Annotated in this window: 16 protein-coding genes; 12 read left to right on the top strand and 4 right to left on the bottom strand. The window is 64.8% G+C overall.

Going from position 1 to position 19,221, the window contains the following annotated elements:
• The first annotated feature begins 15 nt into the window (after positions 1–15).
• From coaBC to GRS80_RS14625, 9 genes are all read left to right on the top strand, one after another.
• Complete coding sequence (coaBC, locus tag GRS80_RS14665) at positions 16–1,170, top strand: bifunctional phosphopantothenoylcysteine decarboxylase/phosphopantothenate--cysteine ligase CoaBC (RefSeq protein ID WP_160048215.1); 1,155 nt, start codon at positions 16–18, stop codon at positions 1,168–1,170.
• Positions 1,171–1,414: 244 nt separating this feature from the next.
• Entirely contained in the window at positions 1,415–1,975 is a 561-nt protein-coding gene (locus tag GRS80_RS14660) for a hypothetical protein (protein WP_343161595.1), read from the top strand.
• Between the two features lie 152 nt (positions 1,976–2,127).
• Entirely contained in the window at positions 2,128–2,697 is a 570-nt protein-coding gene (gene hpt / locus GRS80_RS14655; protein WP_160048214.1) for a hypoxanthine/guanine phosphoribosyltransferase, read from the top strand.
• A gap of 284 nt (positions 2,698–2,981) precedes the next feature.
• Positions 2,982–4,601, top strand: coding sequence for an ABC transporter substrate-binding protein (locus GRS80_RS14650; RefSeq protein WP_160048213.1), 1,620 nt, complete (start codon positions 2,982–2,984; stop codon positions 4,599–4,601).
• 249 nt (positions 4,602–4,850) lie between these two features.
• Positions 4,851–5,804: an ABC transporter permease gene (locus GRS80_RS14645; protein ID WP_160048212.1), complete on the top strand. Its 954-nt coding sequence runs from the start codon at positions 4,851–4,853 to the stop codon at positions 5,802–5,804.
• A complete protein-coding gene (locus tag GRS80_RS14640; RefSeq protein WP_160048211.1) occupies positions 5,801–6,940 on the top strand; it encodes an ABC transporter permease in 1,140 nt (379 codons plus the stop codon). The genes GRS80_RS14645 and GRS80_RS14640 overlap by 4 nt, the downstream gene beginning before the upstream one ends.
• Entirely contained in the window at positions 6,940–8,037 is a 1,098-nt protein-coding gene (locus GRS80_RS14635) for an ABC transporter ATP-binding protein (protein ID WP_160048210.1), read from the top strand. The genes GRS80_RS14640 and GRS80_RS14635 overlap by 1 nt, the downstream gene beginning before the upstream one ends.
• On the top strand, positions 8,027–9,349 hold the full coding sequence (locus tag GRS80_RS14630; RefSeq protein ID WP_160048209.1) for an ABC transporter ATP-binding protein: 1,323 nt from the start codon (positions 8,027–8,029) through the stop codon (positions 9,347–9,349). The genes GRS80_RS14635 and GRS80_RS14630 overlap by 11 nt, the downstream gene beginning before the upstream one ends.
• 132 nt (positions 9,350–9,481) lie before the next feature.
• Positions 9,482–10,003: a hypothetical protein gene (locus GRS80_RS14625; RefSeq protein WP_160048208.1), complete on the top strand. Its 522-nt coding sequence runs from the start codon at positions 9,482–9,484 to the stop codon at positions 10,001–10,003.
• A gap of 108 nt (positions 10,004–10,111) precedes the next feature.
• Here the strand turns inward: GRS80_RS14625 and GRS80_RS14620 are convergent, their stop codons facing one another.
• On the bottom strand, positions 10,112–11,221 hold the full coding sequence (locus tag GRS80_RS14620; protein ID WP_160048207.1) for a GTP-binding protein: 1,110 nt from the start codon (positions 11,219–11,221) through the stop codon (positions 10,112–10,114).
• A gap of 167 nt (positions 11,222–11,388) precedes the next feature.
• Here GRS80_RS14620 and GRS80_RS14615 point away from each other — a divergent pair, with 167 nt between their 5' ends.
• A complete protein-coding gene (locus tag GRS80_RS14615; RefSeq protein WP_160048206.1) occupies positions 11,389–11,592 on the top strand; it encodes a hypothetical protein in 204 nt (67 codons plus the stop codon).
• Positions 11,593–11,644: 52 nt separating this feature from the next.
• Here the strand turns inward: GRS80_RS14615 and GRS80_RS14610 are convergent, their stop codons facing one another.
• Positions 11,645–14,359 carry a PAS domain S-box protein gene (locus tag GRS80_RS14610; RefSeq protein WP_235019756.1) on the bottom strand — a complete coding sequence of 905 codons (2,715 nt, stop codon included), beginning with the start codon at positions 14,357–14,359 and terminating at the stop codon, positions 11,645–11,647.
• Between the two features lie 188 nt (positions 14,360–14,547).
• Between GRS80_RS14610 and carB the strand changes: the two genes are divergently transcribed.
• Positions 14,548–17,733 carry a carbamoyl-phosphate synthase large subunit gene (gene carB, locus GRS80_RS14605; protein WP_160048204.1) on the top strand — a complete coding sequence of 1,062 codons (3,186 nt, stop codon included), beginning with the start codon at positions 14,548–14,550 and terminating at the stop codon, positions 17,731–17,733.
• Positions 17,734–18,076: 343 nt separating this feature from the next.
• On the opposite strand, the gene GRS80_RS14600 is transcribed toward carB, so the two are convergent.
• Both GRS80_RS14600 and GRS80_RS14595 read right to left on the bottom strand, forming a co-directional pair.
• Positions 18,077–18,334 carry a hypothetical protein gene (locus GRS80_RS14600; protein WP_160048244.1) on the bottom strand — a complete coding sequence of 86 codons (258 nt, stop codon included), beginning with the start codon at positions 18,332–18,334 and terminating at the stop codon, positions 18,077–18,079.
• 22 nt (positions 18,335–18,356) lie between these two features.
• Positions 18,357–18,605: a HalOD1 output domain-containing protein gene (locus GRS80_RS14595; protein ID WP_160048203.1), complete on the bottom strand. Its 249-nt coding sequence runs from the start codon at positions 18,603–18,605 to the stop codon at positions 18,357–18,359.
• 278 nt (positions 18,606–18,883) lie between these two features.
• Here GRS80_RS14595 and GRS80_RS14590 point away from each other — a divergent pair, with 278 nt between their 5' ends.
• Positions 18,884–19,186, top strand: a complete 303-nt coding sequence (locus GRS80_RS14590) for a transcriptional regulator (RefSeq protein WP_160048202.1) — start codon at positions 18,884–18,886, stop codon at positions 19,184–19,186.
• Positions 19,187–19,221: the final 35 nt, after the last annotated feature.

Genomic DNA, 19,221 nt, shown 5'->3' with positions numbered 1-19,221 from the left:
GAGAAGGGCGAACGAATGCTCGAGGGAGTCAACGTCGCGCTCGGGGTGACGGGCTCGATCGCCGCCGTCAAGACGGTCGAACTGGCCCACGAACTGCGCCGACGCGGTGCCGACGTTCGTGCGGTGATGACCGACAGCGCACGAGGGATCGTCCACCCGTGGGCGCTCGAGTTCGCGACGGACGCCGACGTCGTCACGGAGATTACGGGCGGCGTCGAACACGTTTCACTGTGTGGATACGACGGCTGGGCGGACGTCTTCGTGATCGCCCCGGCGACGGCAAACACCGTCGGAAAGATCGCCGCCGCGGTCGACGATACGCCCGTCACGACCTGTGCGACGACGGCCCTCGGCGCGGGAACGCCCGTCGTGATCGCCCCCGCGATGCACGAGCCGATGTACGACCACCCCGGCGTCCTCGAGGCCATCGAGACCGTCGAGGGATGGGGCGTCGACTTCGTGGAGCCGCGAATCGAGGAAGGGAAAGCCAAGATCGCGACCGAGGAGGCGATCGTCTGCGAGACGGCTCGAGCGGCGGGTGAGCGACCACTCGAGGGGACACGGGTCGTCGTCACCAGCGGCGCGACGAGCGAGTCGATCGACCCGGTCCGCGTGCTGACAAATCGTTCGTCGGGGAAGATGGGGCGGGCCGTCGCCCGTTCGTGTTACGTTCGCGGCGCGGAGGTCACCCTCGTCCACGACGGCGAAGCGGTCCCCTACGCCGACGTTCGTCCGGTCGAGAGCGCCGCCGAGATGCTCGCGGCGACGCGGGAGGCCGCCTCGAGCGCCGACGTCCTCGTCTCCGCGGCGGCGATCGGCGACTATACCGTCGAGGCGAGCAAGGAGAAGATCCGCTCGGGACAGGAGCTCACGCTCGAACTCGAGCCGACGCCGAAGCTGATCGATGCGGTTCGCGAGGAGCGGCCGACGTTGCCGATCGTCGGCTTCAAGACGGAGACGTCCGGGGAGGAGGCGGCGATGATCGAGCGGGCGCGGGAGGCGATCGACCGGACGGACCTCGCGTTCGTCGTGGCCAACGACGCCAGCGTGATGGGCGAAACGGAGACGCGGGCGCTGCTGGTTCACGAAAATGACGCCGCCCGGTACGAGGGAACGAAAGCCGGGCTGGGCGAAGAGATCGCCGACTCGATCGCCGTCATGCTCGCGTAGCCGCCGGACCAGGCACATATAAGATCGTCAACAGCTGTGCATCGACGACCCGTCGTTCCCGCTGTTTCAGAGGGGTCAGGAGAATTATATAGGTGGCGTTCCTGCCAGGAAATAATGGGTGTACGAACGGATATGGAATCGAGTGTGGGACGTCCGAGGGAGGTGAGCTGTAGTGGCCCAACAACACCACAATGAGGCCCACAGCACGGCTGAAGCCGCCGACGATGACGACCGCGACACCGGAATCGAGGAACCCGAGGACTTATCGAAAGGCGAGGTTTTCGAGGTCCTGCGCAACCAGCGTCGGCGGTACGTGCTCCACTACCTGAAACAGGACGACCGTCCGATCGAACTCGGCGACCTCGCCCAGCAGGTTGCCGCCTGGGAGTACGAGACGACACTCGAGGGCGTCACGCCCGAACAGCGAAAGCGGGTGTACACGACGCTCCAGCAGACGCATCTCCCGAAGATGGACGAGGCCGGCATTCTGACGTTCGACTCCGACGAGGGGATCATCGCGGGAACCGACCGGACCGGTGACATCAGCATCTACCTCGAGATCGTCCCCGGCCACGAGTTCGCCTGGCGGGAGTTGTATCTCTCACTCGGTGCGATCGGCTGTGCGCTGGTCGCCGCACTCTGGCTCGAGATCTATCCGCTGACGGTGCTGTCCGATCTGACGTGGACAGCGATCATCTCGATCACGATCACCGCGACGGCGGCCGCACACCTCTATCACGAACGGAACATGCGCCTGGGCCACGGCGACCAGCCGCCGGAACTCAGCTTCGGTAGCGACGAGTGATCGAGGCCGTCGTGACTCGTTGTCGGTGAAATCACGGGAAACCTGTGATTTCGCCGGTCGCTCCGTACACCAGTTCCGACGAGCATGGACCGATCGCGCCCGCGGTGCGATCGGATCGTCACATTTTACTCCGATACCCACCGACCCACGACATGGATCAGTTGAAGCGATCGCTTCTCGAGGCCCCAATCATCGAGAAAAACGGTTACCACTACTTCGTCCACCCGATCAGCGACGGCGTCCCGAAGCTGGATCCGACGCTGTTGCGCGAGATCGTCATCCGGATCATCCGCAAGGCGAGACTCGAGGAGGTTGACCGGATCGTCACGCCGGCGGCGATGGGGATCCACATCTCGACTGCGGTCTCGCTGATGACCGACATCCCGCTTACGGTCATCCGCAAACGCGAGTACGGCCTCGAGGGAGAGGTCGCCATCGCCCAGCAGACGGGCTACTCGGAGAACGAGATGTACATCAACGACGTCCGCGAGGGCGAGCGCGTGCTCGTTCTCGACGACGTGCTCTCGACCGGTGGCACGCTCGCGTCGGTGCTCGAGGCACTCGAGGAGATCGGTGCCGAAGTCGTCGACACGGTGGCAGTCATCAAGAAAGTCGGTGGCGAGAACAAAGTCGACGCCGCCGGCTATCACGTCAAGACGCTGATCAACGTCGACGTCGTCGACGGCGAGGTCGTGATCGTCGACGAGGACGGCGACAGCTGAGACGGAACGGATTGGTGCACCTGTGTCCTGACACTCCCGGAGAACGAGTCCCGGGAGCGGCGGTACCGACGGACAGTAAACCGTCTGAGACAGTCTGTGCCAGTTCTGTCGATATCTCCTCACAGCCGGTCGGAGACAGCCCTCTCCGGCGACGGCCGATCCGCATGCGATCGCCAGCGAAAACGGGCCTCGAGGCGACCGTCTCCTCGAAAGGATGTCAGCGCGGCCGGGTGATTGGTGTTGGGTCACAACCCATATGCCCGCTGCGTTTCAACCGATGAGATATGGGCTGTCGGAAGGGGTTCGACGAACGGGTTGGACGACGAACGATTCTACGTGGACTCGGTGCGGTGGGGACGATCGGGCTGTCGGGGTGTATCACCGCCGAACGCGACGACCGGGTTCCGGAGAGTGGCCCGACAGAGCTGATCCAGCGCGGGTTCGAGGCGACAGGAGTTGACGCGCCGTTCGAGACGACGATCTACGCGAACGCGGAGAACGGCGAGCGGAGCCGCTGGGCGCAACTCGTTCAACACGAACTGAACGAGACGGGACTGTTCGACGTCGATTTCGAACAACTCGAGTGGGGGAGCTACGAGCAGTTGTGTCTGAACATGGCAGAGAACGCAGAGAACGCGCTCGTGACCCTCGACATCAGCGGTGGCTGGGATCCCCACACGTACGTCAACTCGCTCTTTCACTCGGACCGTCGGTCGCCGAACGGCTTCAACTTCAATCACTACACCGACGATCGGACCGACGAACTGATCGACTCCGGCCTCGCCGAGAGTGACCCGGAGCGACGAGCCGACATCTACCGAGAACTACAGGAACGACTCGCGAGACAGGTGCCGATATCGATCGTTCGATCCGGCGAGGAGACGGCGATCTACCGGTGTGACGCCATCGACGACTGGCGTCAGTACCCGTTACCCGGCAGCGAGTACGATGCGGTGTACGCACCGTACGGCCGAGAGTTCCTCGAGTCGGAGGACGGTGCGGCGCTCGTCGTCGACCTCCCCGCGACGGTCTCGAATCCGGATCCGGTACGGATGAACGACACCACCTCGAACATGGCGACGACGCCGATCTACGAGGGGCTGCTCGCGGTGGACTTCGAGGGAGCGGTCCGGCCCTCGCTTGCGACCGACTGGGAGCAACTCGATCCGACGACGTATCGGTTCGAACTCAGAGAGGACGTCGAGTTTCACAACGGTGAAACGCTCACCGCCGACCACGTCCGTGCGACGTTCGAGCGCTACGCGGGGACTCCCCGGGAAACGGACGTCTACGACTGGTACGAAGAGACCGTCGTCATCGACGAGACGGAACTCGAGATACACCTCGTCCGGGAGTACGGCCCGTTCGAGGTGAGCGTCGGCGTCCCGATCGTTCCGCTGGCAGCGAGCGAGGGAGATCATTCCCTGAGCGAAACGCCCGTCGGAACCGGTCCGTATCGCTTCGCGGAGCACGCCGACGGCGAGTACTGGCGACTCCACCGGTTCGATGGCCACTGGTTCGATGGCGACGAATCCGTCCCTGCCCGGCCACCGGTCGAGACGATCACCATGCGGATCATCCCCGACCCGGCGTCCAGACGCGCCGCGATCGAGGCCGGAGAGCTTGATCTGGCGACCCAGATTTCAGCGGCGGACGTCACCGACCTCGAGACCCAATCGGCGTACTGCGTCGAGCGATCCGCCGCCGGAGCGATCGACTTTCTCGTCTATCCGGCGTACCTCGAGCCGTTTACGAACGCCGACGTTCGCCGCGGCATCGATCGGTTGATTCCCCGCGAGACGATCGTCGAAGACGTCTACGCTGGAGTGGGTGCCGTCGCCTACACGCCGATCCCGTCGCTTCTCGAGGAGTTCGCCGTCGACAGCATGGACTCCGATCGATAGCGGTCGTCGCTCCCGACGACGCTCTCTCAGGTACCGTTAAGTGATGGACTTTCGTACTGGTTGCTGATCGGACCGAGACGGAACGCTGTACCGGGTTTCGGTGCGACCGCGACAGTCTGCGGTTGGCCCCGAAACTCGACACAGCGACCGGACGACCGTCCGCGTCGGTTCGGGCCAGCGAAGGTCGCGATCCGTCGTCCCGATCCGAAGCTCGCAACGCCGACGCGATCGTCTTCCGAACTCCGCGCTATGTCGATCATCCGATACACACTCAGACGCGCGCTGACGGCCGTCCCGGTACTGCTCGGTGCGACGGCGATCACGTTTTCGTTCGTCTATCTCACGCCGGGGGACCCGGTCGACGTGCTCGTCGGCTTCGACCACGTCGATCCGGAAACCCGGGCCGCACTTCGGGCCGAGTACAACCTCGATCGCCCGCTCTGGCAGCAGTACCTGCTGTGGCTCGGTGACGTCGTCACCTTCGAGTTCGGCGAGTCGCCGATCACCGGCCGCGACGTCGGCGAGACCGTCGCGAGTCGCCTCCCGCACACGGTCGCACTGGGCGTCGCCTCGTGGACGCTGTCGCTCGCGATCGGCGTGCCACTCGGGATCCTCGCCGCGGTCAAACAGGGGCAACCGGCGGACGAGGCCAGTCGAATCGCCGCGCTCGTCGGTATCGCCACGCCGAACTTCTGGCTCGGACTCGTCCTCCTGTTCGTCTTCGCGGTCCACCTCGGCTGGGTTCGAGTTACCCCGCCCGACGCACCGCTCGTGAGCCTCGAGATGGCGTGGTTCGTGATCTTGCCGACCGTCACACTCGCGACCGCACTGGCCGCCATCGTCACCCGACTGATGCGCTCGTCGATGCGTCGCGAACTCGACCGGGAGTACGTCCGGGCCGCTCGAGCCAGGGGGCTTCGCGAGCGGACGGTGATCCTGAAACACGTTCTCCGAAACGCCTCGACGGCGGTCGTGACGGTTGCGGGTCTCCAGATCGCGTTTCTCGTCGACGGCGCGGTGGTCGTCGAGCACGTCTTCTCCTGGCCCGGGATGGGACAGTTGCTCGTCGAATCGATCGGCCGGCGGGACGTTTCGGTCGTCCAGGCGAGCGTGTTGCTCATCGCGGTCGCGACGGTCGCGGCGAACCTGCTCGTCGACGTCGCCTACGCGATCATCGACCCACGAATTCGACACGACCGATGAACGAGCAAACGACACGACGAGGGCGCATCAGAATCGACGGCCTCGAGGAGCACCTGTCGTCTGACCGAGCAGACGGTGATCGGCCCGACGGCGACCGACCCGGGGGCCACCGGGACGCGTCCGATCGACAGATGGCCGCGGCGAACACCAGGCCGTCGGCCACCTCGGCGTACACCGGTCGATCGACGCTGGCGCCTCGAGACGGTACCAGCGCGGGAACCGTCCACAGTCGGAGCCGGCTCGAGGAGAGCTGGCGTCGGTTTCGATCGAACCGGACGGCGCTGTTCGGACTCGCGATCGTCGCGGTCCTGTCAGCGGTCGCGATCGTCGCCCGTCCGGTCGAGTTCTCCACGATGGGGTATACGATCACGCTTCAGCCGTTCTCACTCGCGCCGTACGATCCGAACGAGCTGTACGTCGGGCCGCCGAACGCCGGCCCCTCGATCGCCCATCCCTTCGGGACCGACTGGGCGGGTCGGGACCTGTTCTCCCGGGTTCTCGTCGGGGGACGGTACAGCCTGAGCATCGGTGCGCTGGCCGTCGCCCTCGCGCTGTGTGTCGGCATCCCACTCGGCGCGATCGCGGGCTACGTCGGCGGCTGGCTCGACGAGGTGATCATGCGGATCGTGGATATGCTGTACGCGTTCCCGTTTCTCGTCCTCGCGATCGCCATCGTCGCGATCGTGGGACAGGGGTACTGGAACGTCGTCTTCGCGCTCGTCGTCACCGGCTGGCTCACCTACGCTCGGCTGCTTCGCGGCGAGGTGCTCTCGATCGTCGAGACCGACTACGTCGCCGCCTCGAGGGCGCTCGGCACGCCCCATCGGACGATACTCGCGCGCCACGTCGTCCCCAACGCCGTTGCGCCGGTGATCGTCCAGGCGACGCTCAACGTCGGCTCGGTCGTCACCGCGGCCGCGGCACTTGGCTTTCTCGGTCTCGGTCTCGAGCCGGGAACCGCCGAGTGGGGGGCGATGCTCGCCCAGGGCCGGTCGTCGCTGCTCCGCGGGAACTGGCACGTCACGGTCTTCCCCGGCGCGGCGATCTTCCTGTTCGTGCTGGCGATCAACCTCGTCGGAGACGGACTCACCGACGCGCTCGGCTCGCGACACGGACGCGAACGGAGGGGGCGGTGATGGCGCTGCTCGAGGTCGAGAACCTGACGGTTCAGTTTTACACGGAAGACGGCGTCGTTCGCGCGGTCGACGGCCTCAGCTACGAGATCGAGGCCGGCGAGACGTTCGCGATCGTCGGCGAGAGCGGCGCTGGAAAGAGCGTCGCCAGCCTCTCACTTCTGGACCTCGTCGATCGCCCCGGCGAGATCGTCGACGGCGAGGTCCGGTTTCGTGGTCGAAACGTCCTCGAACTCCCCCGCGAGGAACTCCGACGGCTCCGTGGAAACGACGTCGCAATCGTCTTCCAGGACCCCGAAGCGGCGCTCGATCCGGTCTACACTGTCGGCGAGCAGATCGTGGAGACGATGCGCGCCCACGGGGTCGCGTCCGGGCGCGAGGCCCGCGAGCGGGCGATCGCCCTCTTAGAGCGCGTCGGGATCGCCGACGCCCAGTCGCGGTACAGCGACTACCCACACGAACTCTCCGGCGGAATCGCCCAGCGCGTCCTCGTCGCCGTCGGGCTGTCGTGTGAGCCGGACCTGTTGATCCTCGACGAGCCGACGACCGGACTCGACGTGACGATCCAGGCCCAACTGCTCGAGTTGCTCGAGGAACTCGCATCGTCGTTCGAGACGGCGATTCAGCTCGTGACCCACGACCTCGGGGTCGTCGCGGAGTGTTGTGACCGCGTGTTGGTGATGTACGGCGGCCGCGCGGTCGAACGCGCTCCGGTCGAGGAGCTGTTCTACGATCCCGCCCACCCGTACACCGCCGGACTGTTGGCCTCGATTCCACGGATCGGGGCGGATCGAGAGCGGCTCCCGTCACTCCCCGGCGGCCCGCCCAATCCGATTCAGCCGCCGACCGGCTGTCGGTTTCACCCGCGCTGTCCGTACGCCGAGGAGGTGTGTGCGACCAGTGAACCGGATCTCGTCGAGACCGAGACCGGAACCGCTGCGGACGCGACCCGCCAGGGTCACGTCGCCGCCTGCCACGAACACACCGGCGATCTCGAGGACGGACTCGGCTACGAGGTTCGGGTCGTCGACGATTCGCCGGACGCTACCCGCGGGACGTCACCCGACGGAAATTCCGGGAGGAGCCACGATGACCGGTGACGACCCGCTGCTCCGGGCCGAGGGCCTCGAGAAACGGTTTACGACGAGTGACGGGCTCCTCGAGCGGCTGCTCGGACGCGGCGAGACGATCCGCGCGGTCGACGGCGTCGACCTCGAGATCGCGGAGGGCGAGACGCTGGGACTCGTCGGCGAGAGTGGCTGTGGGAAGACGACGCTCGGGCGGCTCCTCGTCGGCCTCGAGGAGCCGTCCGCAGGCTCGGTCGTCTACCGAGGTCGAGACCTCGCGACGCTCGATCGGCGCGAGCGACGAGAGCTGCGGACGACCGTCCAGTACGTCTTCCAGAATCCGCTCGCGAGCCTCAACCCACAGCTTCCGGTCGGCGACATCGTCGGCGAACCGCTCGCAGTTCACGATATCGTCCCGCCGGATCGACGCGACGATCGGATCACCGACCTGCTCGAGACGGTCGGCCTCGAGCCCTCGGCCGCGAACCGCTACCCACGCGAGTTCTCGGGCGGCCAGCGCCAGCGGATCGCCATCGCACGTGCACTCGCCGTCGAACCGGAGGTTCTCGTCTGCGACGAACCCGTCACGGCGCTCGATGTCTCCGTCCAGGCGCGAATTCTCAACCTGCTTTCGGAGCTCCAGGCGGAGTTCGGCCTCTCGTATCTGTTCGTCAGCCACGACCTCTCCGTCGTCGAACACGTCGCCGACCGCATCGCGGTGATGTACCTCGGTCGGATCGTCGAGCGTGGCTCACCGACACAGCTGTTCGAGGGCGACTCCCACCCCTACACCGAGGCGCTGCTGTCGGCGATCCCCGAACCGGACCCGTGCTGGGAGGGCGACCGGATCGTCCTCGAAGGAGACGTGCCGTCGGCGATCGATCCGCCGTCCGGCTGTCGGTTCCACACCCGCTGTCCGAAGGTGATTCCGCCTTCGGCGTACGACCTCGAGTGCGAAGTGTTTCGCGGCGTGATGGACTTGCGCCTCGACCTCGCGGATGCCGTCGCCGACGGCGGCGATCTCCGCGAGGCACTTCGCTGGCCGCCGGTCGGCATGCCAGATGCGACGTCGATCGCCGCCGACTCGACTTTCACGGCTGGCGCGATCAGAGACGCCTACGGGATTCCGCGGACGCTGACCGACGAGGACGCGGAGGCGGCGCTCGCTGAGGCACTCGAGGCGCTCGCGGCCGGCGACGCCGAGCGAGCGCGGTCGAGTCTCAGCCGGACGTTCGAGTCGCCGTGTGGAATGGACCGACCGGAATCGTGGGATGTCGACGACTCCGGCGACGCCCGCCATCGGATCGCCTGCCACCGGTTTTACGATCGGGCCACCCGCGAGTGAGACGGGTTGCTGTGCCGACCTCCCGGCACACCCGCCGTTCGGGCCGCGGATGCCCCGGAACTGACGTACGCCAGGCCGTACGAGACGGGAGACCGGAGGCGATTTCAGCCCGGCCTGCGAACCGTCGGCCCGATGCGGCGGATCTACGACTCTCGTGCACTCGAGCGCTCGGAAGACGACCCGTTCGTCCCCAACGCTGCGGACGAGTCAGGGTCGCGGACGGTCGACTGGGCGGCGTTCAGCCACGCGTTCGTCCCGACGGCGATGCGAACGCGGGCAATTTCGGTGACTGTCTCGACCGACCGCGATCGCTACGCACCCGGCGACGGAGTCGAGATCGCCGTCGAGTTCCGCAACCCGCTCCCGGTTCCGATCCGTCTGCGGACCGACTCGCCGAACGTCTGGCGCTGGGCGGTCGACGGCCACGACGCGGCCTCGACGATCCCTCGAGGCGTCCCCGAGCGCCCCTCGACGTTCTCGTTTGCCCGCGGCGAGCGCAAGCGGTTCAACCGACGGTGGCCCCAGCGGCTCCAAATCGACGATGGTGAGTGGGAGACGGTCGGTCCCGGCACCTACACCATCGAGGCAGGGGTTACCCGCGACGACGCGGCGGACCGCGGACTGACGGACCGGACGACGATCGAAATCCGGTGACTCAGGGACGCCTCGTGGTCGTCCGTCGCGGAGGCCGAACCGGACGCTCACCGTCTGAGCGAGGAACGCTCGTGACTCCGACCGAATCGATACGGCTCGATGAAGTCCCTACCGGCGTAGAATTAGCTTGAGGACGTCCTCGTCCTCGAGAACGTGGTCGGTACCGACCTGCTGTTCGTCGTGGGTTGCACTCGGCCCCGTCACGCGGGCGAACCGGAACCGCCCTTCCATCTCTCCGCCGAGATTTTCGATCGCCTCGCCGACGGTGGTCCCCTTCTTGATGACTAGCGGCTCGTCCCAGTCGATCCCGCGACCCGGCTTGTTCATGTAGACGCGGATGAGCCCCAGGTTCTCCCAGATACGATCCTTGAGCGCATCGAGCCCTCGCTCGACTTCGGCGCTGATGAAGGTCACCTCCTCCGGGTCGAGATCGCGCTCTCGGAGCTGTTCGTCGACCGTCTCCTTGTACTCGGGGTCGATCAGGTCGACTTTGTTGACGCAGGTGATCGACGGGATGTACTCGCGGTTGTCCATCAGCCCGTCGATCAGCCGGTCGATCGTGACGTTCTCCTGGAGGTTCAGGTCGGCGTTGACGTAGCCCTGGTCGCGCAGGACGTCGGAGATCGTCCCCTCGTCTAAATCCTGTTCGGTGCTCGAGGTGATCTTGATGCCGTCTTTGATCTTCGGGCGGACGGTCACCCGCGGGGGCTCTCTGTCGACGCGGATGTTGATGTCGTAGAGCTCCTCCTGGAGGCGGTCGTACTGGTCGATCTCGAACACCGAGAGCACGAAGACGATGAGATCGGCGTTTCGGACGACCGCGAGCACCTGCTGGCCGTCACCTCGGCCCGACGCGGCACCCTCGATGAGCCCCGGAACGTCGAGCATCTGGATGTTCGCGCCGCGGTGTTTGAGCATCCCGGGATTGACGTCGAGCGTCGTGAACTCGTAGGACCCCGTCTCGCTTTCGGCGTTGGTCAGTGAGTTCAAAAGCGAGGACTTACCGACGCTCGGAAAGCCAACCAGCGCGACCGTCGCGTCGCCGTGTTTCTCGACGGAGTAGCCGGTGCCGCCGCCGGCGGAGCTCTGGTTCTCGAGTTTCTCTTTTTTCTCCGCGAGTTTCGACTTCAGCCGACCGATGTGGGCCTCCGTCGACTTGTTGTAGGGCGTGTTGGCGATCTCTTCTTCGATTGCATCGATCTCCTCCTTGAGCCCCATTTGTCTGTATCCAGCCGGCGGCGCGGAAAAACACTTTCCATGCGACCGCGATCGACGTTCGTGCCACCGCGACCGAACTGGCGCGAATCTAGAGTATCCGAACCATTACCAATGCAAACGAGATTCGATACTCATAAATTATGAGGAATAGAATCCGGGTCTGTAGAATGCCTGATCCGACGCGGCTCCGCGATAGTACCCAGATCGTCCTCAGACGCGAGACTCTCGAGGATCTCGCGTGTGACCTCGAGAGTGAGTTCGCCGTCACCGTCTTTCGGGAGAACGAGGAGTATTATCGGATCATCGGGAGCCCCGTCGAGATCAAAGCCGCGAGCGAGTTCCTCTCGCGACGCGGCGTCAACGTCCGCTGAGCGTACGCCCCAACGCAGAGACGCCGCCAGTACATCGGTATAGCAATCCGTCTCAGCCGCCGGTCGAGACGTTCAGTTGCAGTCCGCCGGAGTCGCTCTCGCCGAGGGCGATCTCCCAGCCGTGAGCGTCGACGACCTCCGCGACGATCGCTAGGCCGAACCCGGTACCGCCGGAGACTGTGCTGTACCCCGATTCGAACACCAGATCGCGCTCGCCGGGTGGAATGCCGGGGCCGTCGTCGGCGATTGCGAAGCCGTTCTCGGTCGCCGAGACCGTGATCGTCACCTCCTCGCCGACGTGTTCGCGTGCGTTTCGAAACGCGTTCTCGAAGAGAACGGTGAGGCGGTCCTCGTCGGCGTCGACCGTCGGCAACGGCTCTTCGCAAACGATCTCGAGGTCCGCGTCGACCGACCGCTGGGCGCGGTGGACAGTGGTCTCGAGGTCGATCGCCTCCGTCTCGGCGAGTCGGGCCCCGCTTCTGGCGAGTTGGAGGACGTTCTCGATGAGTTCGTCCATCCGACCGAGCGCCCACTCGATCTCGTCTACGTGTGTGCTCTCGTCGGGAACGCCGTCGATCGCCTCGAGGTGACCGGACGCCAGCGTCAACGGATTTCGAAGGTCGTGGGCGACGGTTTCGGCGAACTGCTCGAGGCGTTCGTTCTGGCGCTCGAGTTCGTGGCTTCGCTCCGCGAGTTCGGTCTCCCGCTGGGCGCGGTCTAAGGCCGCCTCGACGTTTGCGGCGAGGATCTTCGCAAGCGCCAACCCTTCGGTGTCGAACTCGTTGGGTTCGGTCGAGCTAATGATGAACACGCCGTGTTCGCCGAGGGGAACGTACACCTCGCTCCGGATCGGCGTCTCCGGATTTCGGACGTTCGGATCGTGCTTGACATCGCCGTGGGCGATCGGTTCGCCGGCCTCGTAGGCGTCCCAGGCGATCCCGCCACCGGGTTCGATCGTCGGCACCGAGCCCAGCAGTTCGGCCACTCCCTCGGTCGTCGCAACCGGCGCGAGTCCGCCGGCGTCCTCGTCGAAGAGATGAATCCCGGTGAGTCGGAGACCGAGAGCGTCCTCGGCGATCTCGGTGGCGACTTTCGCGACCTCGTCGCTGCCCGCCGCGGCCATCAGTCGACGCGTTCCGTCGTGGAGTTGCCGAATCCGTCGTTCGCGGCCTTTCCGTTCGCTGATGTCCCTGATCACGCCGACGCTGCCGGCGAACGATCCGTCCTCGTCGATCAACGGGGCGAGGTTGTCCTCGGCGAGGTAGGGCTCGGCGTTTGCCGGTTCGACCGCCATCTCGACGGAATCCCACTGTCTGTCGTCGTCCGCGACCAGCTCCGTAAGGAGGGTTGTCGCCCGTTCGACGTCCTCGGTGGGAACGTACTCGCTGACGTGCGAGCCGACGATCGTTTCCCAGGTGTCGCCGAGTGAGGCTGCCATCGCGTCGTTGATCATCTCGATTCGACCCTCGGCGTCGAGGACGTACATCGGATCGCCGACCGTCTCGACCAGCGTTCGGTAGCGCTCGAGTTCTCGCTCTCGGCGCTTTCGCTCGGTAATGTCGGTGTAGATGGCACATTCGTGGACGTCGTCGCCGACCTCGATTGCGAACCCTCGAAAGAGAAACTCCCGGCGACCGTCGGCGGCGATCCGTTCGACTTCGGCCGAGACGACGGTTCCCAGGCCGACGTCGTCGTAGATCGCGATCGGTTCGCCGTCCGCGGGGACGAGCAGATCGTCGATCGATTCGTCGACGAGAGCGGACCGGTCGTAGCCGAACGTCTTCTCGAAGGTGTGGTTGACGTCGAGGATTCGGTTCGACTCGAATCCAACGAGTACAACGGCGTCCGGAACGGTATCGAACAGGGTGCGGAACCGATCCCGTTCTTCCTCGAGCGCCCGTCGTGAGCGGATCCGATCGATCGCCGACCCGACGTGTGTGCCGAGACAGTCGAGCACCGCGACGTCGCCGTCGGTGAACGGAACGGTGGCCCTCGAGACGGCCTGGACGGCACCGACGGAACCGACCGGGACGCTGACGACCGACTGGTTCGCCGAGTCGGGTCGGTCTTCGAGAAACGAAACCGTCTCGATTCGCTCGGTCTCGTCGGAGCCGTAGACGCGTCCTGCGAGTCGTTCGTGCGTTTCGCGTGCGACGGGCCAGGAGTCGTCCGGGTCGCTCGTCGACACCACCTCGAGGTCGTCGTTACCGGAGGACCTCGCGTTCTCGGCGTCGACGAACAGCACGGCGAACTCGGCGTCAAGGAGTCGTTTCGCTGCGTCGGCCGCGATCCGGGCGGTCTCCTCGATCGTCTTACACGTACGGAACTCGAGGGAGACCTCGTGGACGGCCTCGAACGCGTCCCGTTTGTGGTCGTTCGTCGTTGCAGAGACGATCTGGTCGACGAGGACCTCGAGTCGGTTCGTACAGTCTTTCGGCGCGTACCCGGCCGCGCCGGCCGCGATGACGTCGGCGGCGATTCGTTCGTCTCCGTCGGTGTGGACGACGACCGGCGTCGTGTCCCGTTCGCATTCGAGCATCGTCGGCGTGTCGCCTTCGCCGTGCTCGGTGACGATGCAATCGTATCCCGTGCCGGGAGCGTCGGCGATCGCGTCGCGGGCGTCGTCGACGGTCGCGACGGCGTCGACGGCCCCGATCGCCGCGTGATCTTCGAGTCCTCGTTCGATCGTGGACCGGTCGCTCGAGTCAGGGTCGACGGCGAGAACGGAAAACTGTCGCTGTGAACGACCGGTGCCGAATCCACCCATCACGTCGTTGGCAGATAGACGGTCGGATTTCTTATAAGACGTTCGGCCCCCCGAGTCGGCCGAGAACGGGAGAACGGGTCGGCACCACGACCGAACGCGACAAAATTCGAATTTCGAAAAGTGATTTCGAGAATCGTATTGTTTCGTGGGGCTTATTACGATGTACGAACTCCGGACGAACAAGACCAATGAGTACGGACACCGACGGAACGGAGACGGGGGACGGGCGCACGATACTACTAATCGGGAGTGGCCCGATCCAGATCGGGCAGGCAGCCGAGTTCGACTACTCGGGGGCACAGGCCTGTCGCGCACTGCAGGAGGAAGGTGCGGAGGTCGTCCTCGTGAACTCGAATCCGGCGACGATCATGACCGATCCGGAGATGGCAGACCGGGTCTACATCGAGCCGATCACGACCGACGCCATCGCCGAGATCATCGCGAAGGAGAACCCCGACGGCGTTATCGCCGGCCTCGGTGGTCAGACCGGCCTGAACGTCACCGCCGAACTCGCCGAGGAGGGGGTCTTAGAGGAGTACGACGTCGAGATCATGGGCACTCCCCTCGACACGATTTACGCGACCGAGGACCGCGACCTCTTCCGCCAGCGCATGGAGAAGATCGGTCAGCCCGTACCGGGATCGACGACCATCTCGCTCGAGGAAGGGGAGGAGGTCTCGGAACTCACCGAAGAGGACCTCCGCGAGCGCGTCCAGGCGGCCGTCGACGAGGTCGGCGGGCTGCCGGTTATCGCCCGCACGACCTACACGCTGGGCGGATCGGGATCGGGCGTTGTCGACGACTTCGACGAACTGCTCGCCCGCGTCCGCAAGGGACTTCGCCTCTCGCGTAACAGCGAGGTCCTCATCACCGAGTCCATCGCGGGCTGGGTCGAGTACGAGTACGAGGTCATGCGCGACGCCGACGACTCCTGTATCATCATCTGTAACATGGAGAACATCGACCCGATGGGGATCCACACGGGCGAGTCGACGGTCGTCACGCCCTCCCAGATCGTCCCCGACGAAGGCCACCAGGAGATGCGCACAGCCGCACTCGACGTCATCCGGGAACTGGGCATTCAGGGTGGCTGTAATATCCAGTTCGCCTGGCGCGACGACGGCACTCCAGGAGGAGAGTATAGGGTCGTCGAAGTCAACCCGCGCGTCTCTCGTTCCTCCGCACTCGCCTCCAAAGCGACCGGCTACCCGATCGCTCGCGTCACCGCGAAGGTCGCCCTCGGCAAGCGCCTCCACGAGATCGAGAACGAGATTACGGGTGAGACCACGGCCGCGTTCGAGCCCGCGATCGACTACGTGGTGACGAAAGTTCCCCGGTGGCCCAAGGACAAGTTCGACGACGTCGACTTCGAACTCACCACGGCGATGAAGTCGACCGGCGAGGCGATGGCCATCGGCCGTACCTTCGAGGAGAGCCTGCTGAAGGCCCTTCGCTCGAGCGAATACGAACCCGACGTCGACTGGGCCGAGGTCAGCGACGAGGAACTCGAGGAACACTACCTCGAGCGCCCCTCGCCCGATCGCCCGTACGCGATGTTCGAGGCCTTCGAGCGCGGCTACACCACTGAGGAGGTCGTCGAACTGACGGGTATCTTCGAGTGGTACACCGAGCGCTACAAGCGCATCGCCGACTCGACGCTCGCGGCCCAGGAGGGCGACTTCACCGAAGCCGCGATCGCCGGTCACACGAACGCGACGATCGCCACCGCGGCAGGTGCGGACGTCGACACCGTCGAGAGCGAGGTCCCTGGGCGCACCTACAAACAGGTCGATACCTGTGCCGGCGAGTTCGAAGCCGAGACGCCATACTACTACTCCGCGCGCAAAAACGAGTTCGAGTCCGGCCCACTGATCGGCGACGCCGCGGCCGGCGAACTCGAGGTCGACCGCGACGTCGAGAGCGTGATCGTCGTCGGTGGCGGCCCGATCCGTATCGGCCAGGGTGTCGAGTTCGACTACTGTTCGGTCCACGCAGTCCAGGCACTGCGCGAACAGGGCATCGACGCCCACGTCGTCAACAACAACCCCGAGACGGTCTCGACGGACTACGACACCTCCGACGGGCTGTTCTTCGAGCCCATCACTGCAGAGGAGGTCGCCGACGTCGCGGAGGCGGCCGACGCCGACGGCGTGATGGTCCAGTTCGGCGGCCAGACCTCGGTCAACATCGCCGAACCCCTCCAGGACGAGATCGAGCGCCGCGGCCTCGACTGTGAGGTCATGGGCACCGCCGTCGAGGCGATCGATCTCGCGGAGGACCGCGACCGATTCAACGCCCTCATGGACGAACTCGAGATCGCCCAGCCCGAGGGTGGAACGGCCGTCTCGAAGGAGGAAGCGCTGGAACTCGCCCACGATATCGGCTACCCCGTCCTCGTCCGCCCGTCGTACGTCCTCGGCGGTCGTGCCATGGACGTCGTCTACGACGACGAGGAACTCGAGACGTACATCGAGGAGGCCGTCCGCGTCAGCCCCGGCAACCCGATCCTCGTCGACGACTTCTTGGAGGACGCGGTCGAACTCGACGTCGACGCCGTCGCCGACGGTCGATCGGTGCTCATCGGCGGCATCATGGAGCACATCGAGACCGCGGGCGTCCACTCCGGCGACTCGGCGTGTATGATCCCGCCGCGCTCGCTCGACGAGGACACCTTAGAGCGCGTCCGCGAGGTCACCGAGGACATCGCCAAGGCGCTGAAGACGAAGGGGCTGATGAACGTCCAACTCGCCGTCACTGGCGTCGGCGAGGACGAGAAGAGCGAGGTGTACGTCTTGGAGGCGAACCCGCGCTCCTCGCGGACCGTTCCGTACGTCTCGAAGGCCACGGGCGTTCCGATCGCCAAGATCGCCGCGAAGGTGATGGCCGGCGAGACCCTCGAGAGTCTCGGGGTCGCCGAGCAGATCCCCGAACACACCTCGATCAAGGAGGTCGTCCTGCCCTTTGACCGCCTGCCGGGATCGGACCCGCGTCTCGGCCCGGAGATGAAATCGACCGGTGAAGTGATGGGCACTGCAAGCGAGTTCGGCACCGCCTACTGGAAGGCCCAGCAGGCCGCCAGCAACGCCGTCAGCGAGGGAACCGCAGTCGTCGACTTAGACGTCGACGGCTTCGAGGACCACTTCGACGTCGAGGCGTTCGATGATGTCCCGCAAGCGATCCGCGAGGGCGAGGTCGACTTCGTCGTCAGCCGTAACCGCGACTCCCTCGAGATGGCCGTCGAAGAGGAGATCCCCTACCTCTCGACGGTGGCCAGCGCCGAGGCCTACGTCGAGGCGCTCGACTCGTTCGACGGGGAACTCGAGGTGGCCGCGGTGACGGATCGCCCACACCGCGTCGAAAACTGGGGCGAGTAACGGTTTCCGCCGACGCGGCGAGGTCGGCGTCGAACGGGTACCGCTCTCGATCCAGTCGATCATGTGTGCGTCGGTAACGTTTTCAGGCAATGACGACAGTAGGTGTAGCAGGATTCGTTTTCGGTTCCGCAGGCGCGACATCGGACCGCTCGACCGCTCGGAGACGATTGCATACGGTTCTCGGAACACCTCGAAACCGGATAGTGCTCGGGCCGACGGCTGCAAGCCGATCAGGTATCGACCGTTTCACCGGGAAACGGGCTCGAGTGCCCTACTAGCGCTACTAGGCCGACTTCCGTCAGTGTTGGCTCCGCGTAGAAAACGCCCGTATCGACGAGTACCGTCATTTGTACAAGACATCGTCGACGTCAGATTCGTCAGTTTCGACGCCAGAATTGATTTGGCCTCGTCGCATCGCCTTCTTCTCGTCTTCCGAAAGCGGAACCGTTGATTCCCGAAACGAGTCGATGACGTCGTCGCGTGATTCGTCGGCGTCGTCGATGAGTCGTGTGAGAAGTTCCTGTTGAGTTATCTTTGACCCGGTTCGGAGTCGAATCTCTGCCTGTCGCTCCTTGAGTGTCGATCCCCCCGTCACCGACATCACCAGTCCGTTATTCAACGATTTACACCTCGGATACGGTTATTTCGCCCGATTCGTCGACCGTGACGTGAAACCCGGAGTACGTGAACGAGACGGTCATCTCGGTCGACTGTGTCTCACGGACGTGTGAGACGAGCGACTCGAGCGCGTTCGGATCAATCGTGTTCGCCAACGGCTCGAGGGACGTTGGATCGGTATCTTTCCGAGCCGCAACAGCCCTGACGACATCGACGACGACTGAATTCGTCGGTGCGTGGTTTCGTCCGATCATCGGTTCACCCGGGGCTTCGGTGACAGTGTGCGCGGCGATACGAACGCGACGGCCGATTTCTCGATCCAAATCGGCGCAACCGTGATGGGGAAGCCTTCGGAACGCCGTTCCTCTGCCCTCGAATCGTTCGCAGCAGACATCATTACTGATCAGTCTCTCGTACAAGTTCAGGATTAATTATCTTTTCGTAACTATACCGTAATCTAAAGATAATTATATAGTGTTTGCCAGGGGTGAAGTCAACGAGACTAACATCGGGAACGGCGTTCTCTGGCAAAATGCGTGCACGCATTCGATGGCTCACACGCGTCGATATGGCGATTCTCGAGTACCTCGACGGGCACAAGCTATCGACGTTCGAACAGCCGCCATCGGCCATCGCGGCGAACATCGAAACATCGTCTGGACACGTTCGTCGCCGCGTCCGGACGCTCGCCGCCGCTAACCTCCTCGAGCGCACCGACGATACCGCAGGCTACTACAGAATCACGGATCTCGGAAGACGATATTTGAGAGGAGAACTGACGGAAGACGAGCGGGAGACGCTTCGGGAGTTCGATCCGGACGATACCGGTAAGTAGCGTCGTTACTCGTTAGACGCTCGGGCCGTCTCGGG

This window comes from Natrialba sp. INN-245, from assembly GCF_009807105.1.
In the GTDB taxonomy this organism is placed as follows: Archaea; Halobacteriota; Halobacteria; order Halobacteriales; family Natrialbaceae; genus Natrarchaeobius; species Natrarchaeobius swarupiae.
The sequence above is the reverse complement of the archived record's forward strand: the minus strand, read 5'-3'. Positions and strand labels throughout refer to the sequence as shown.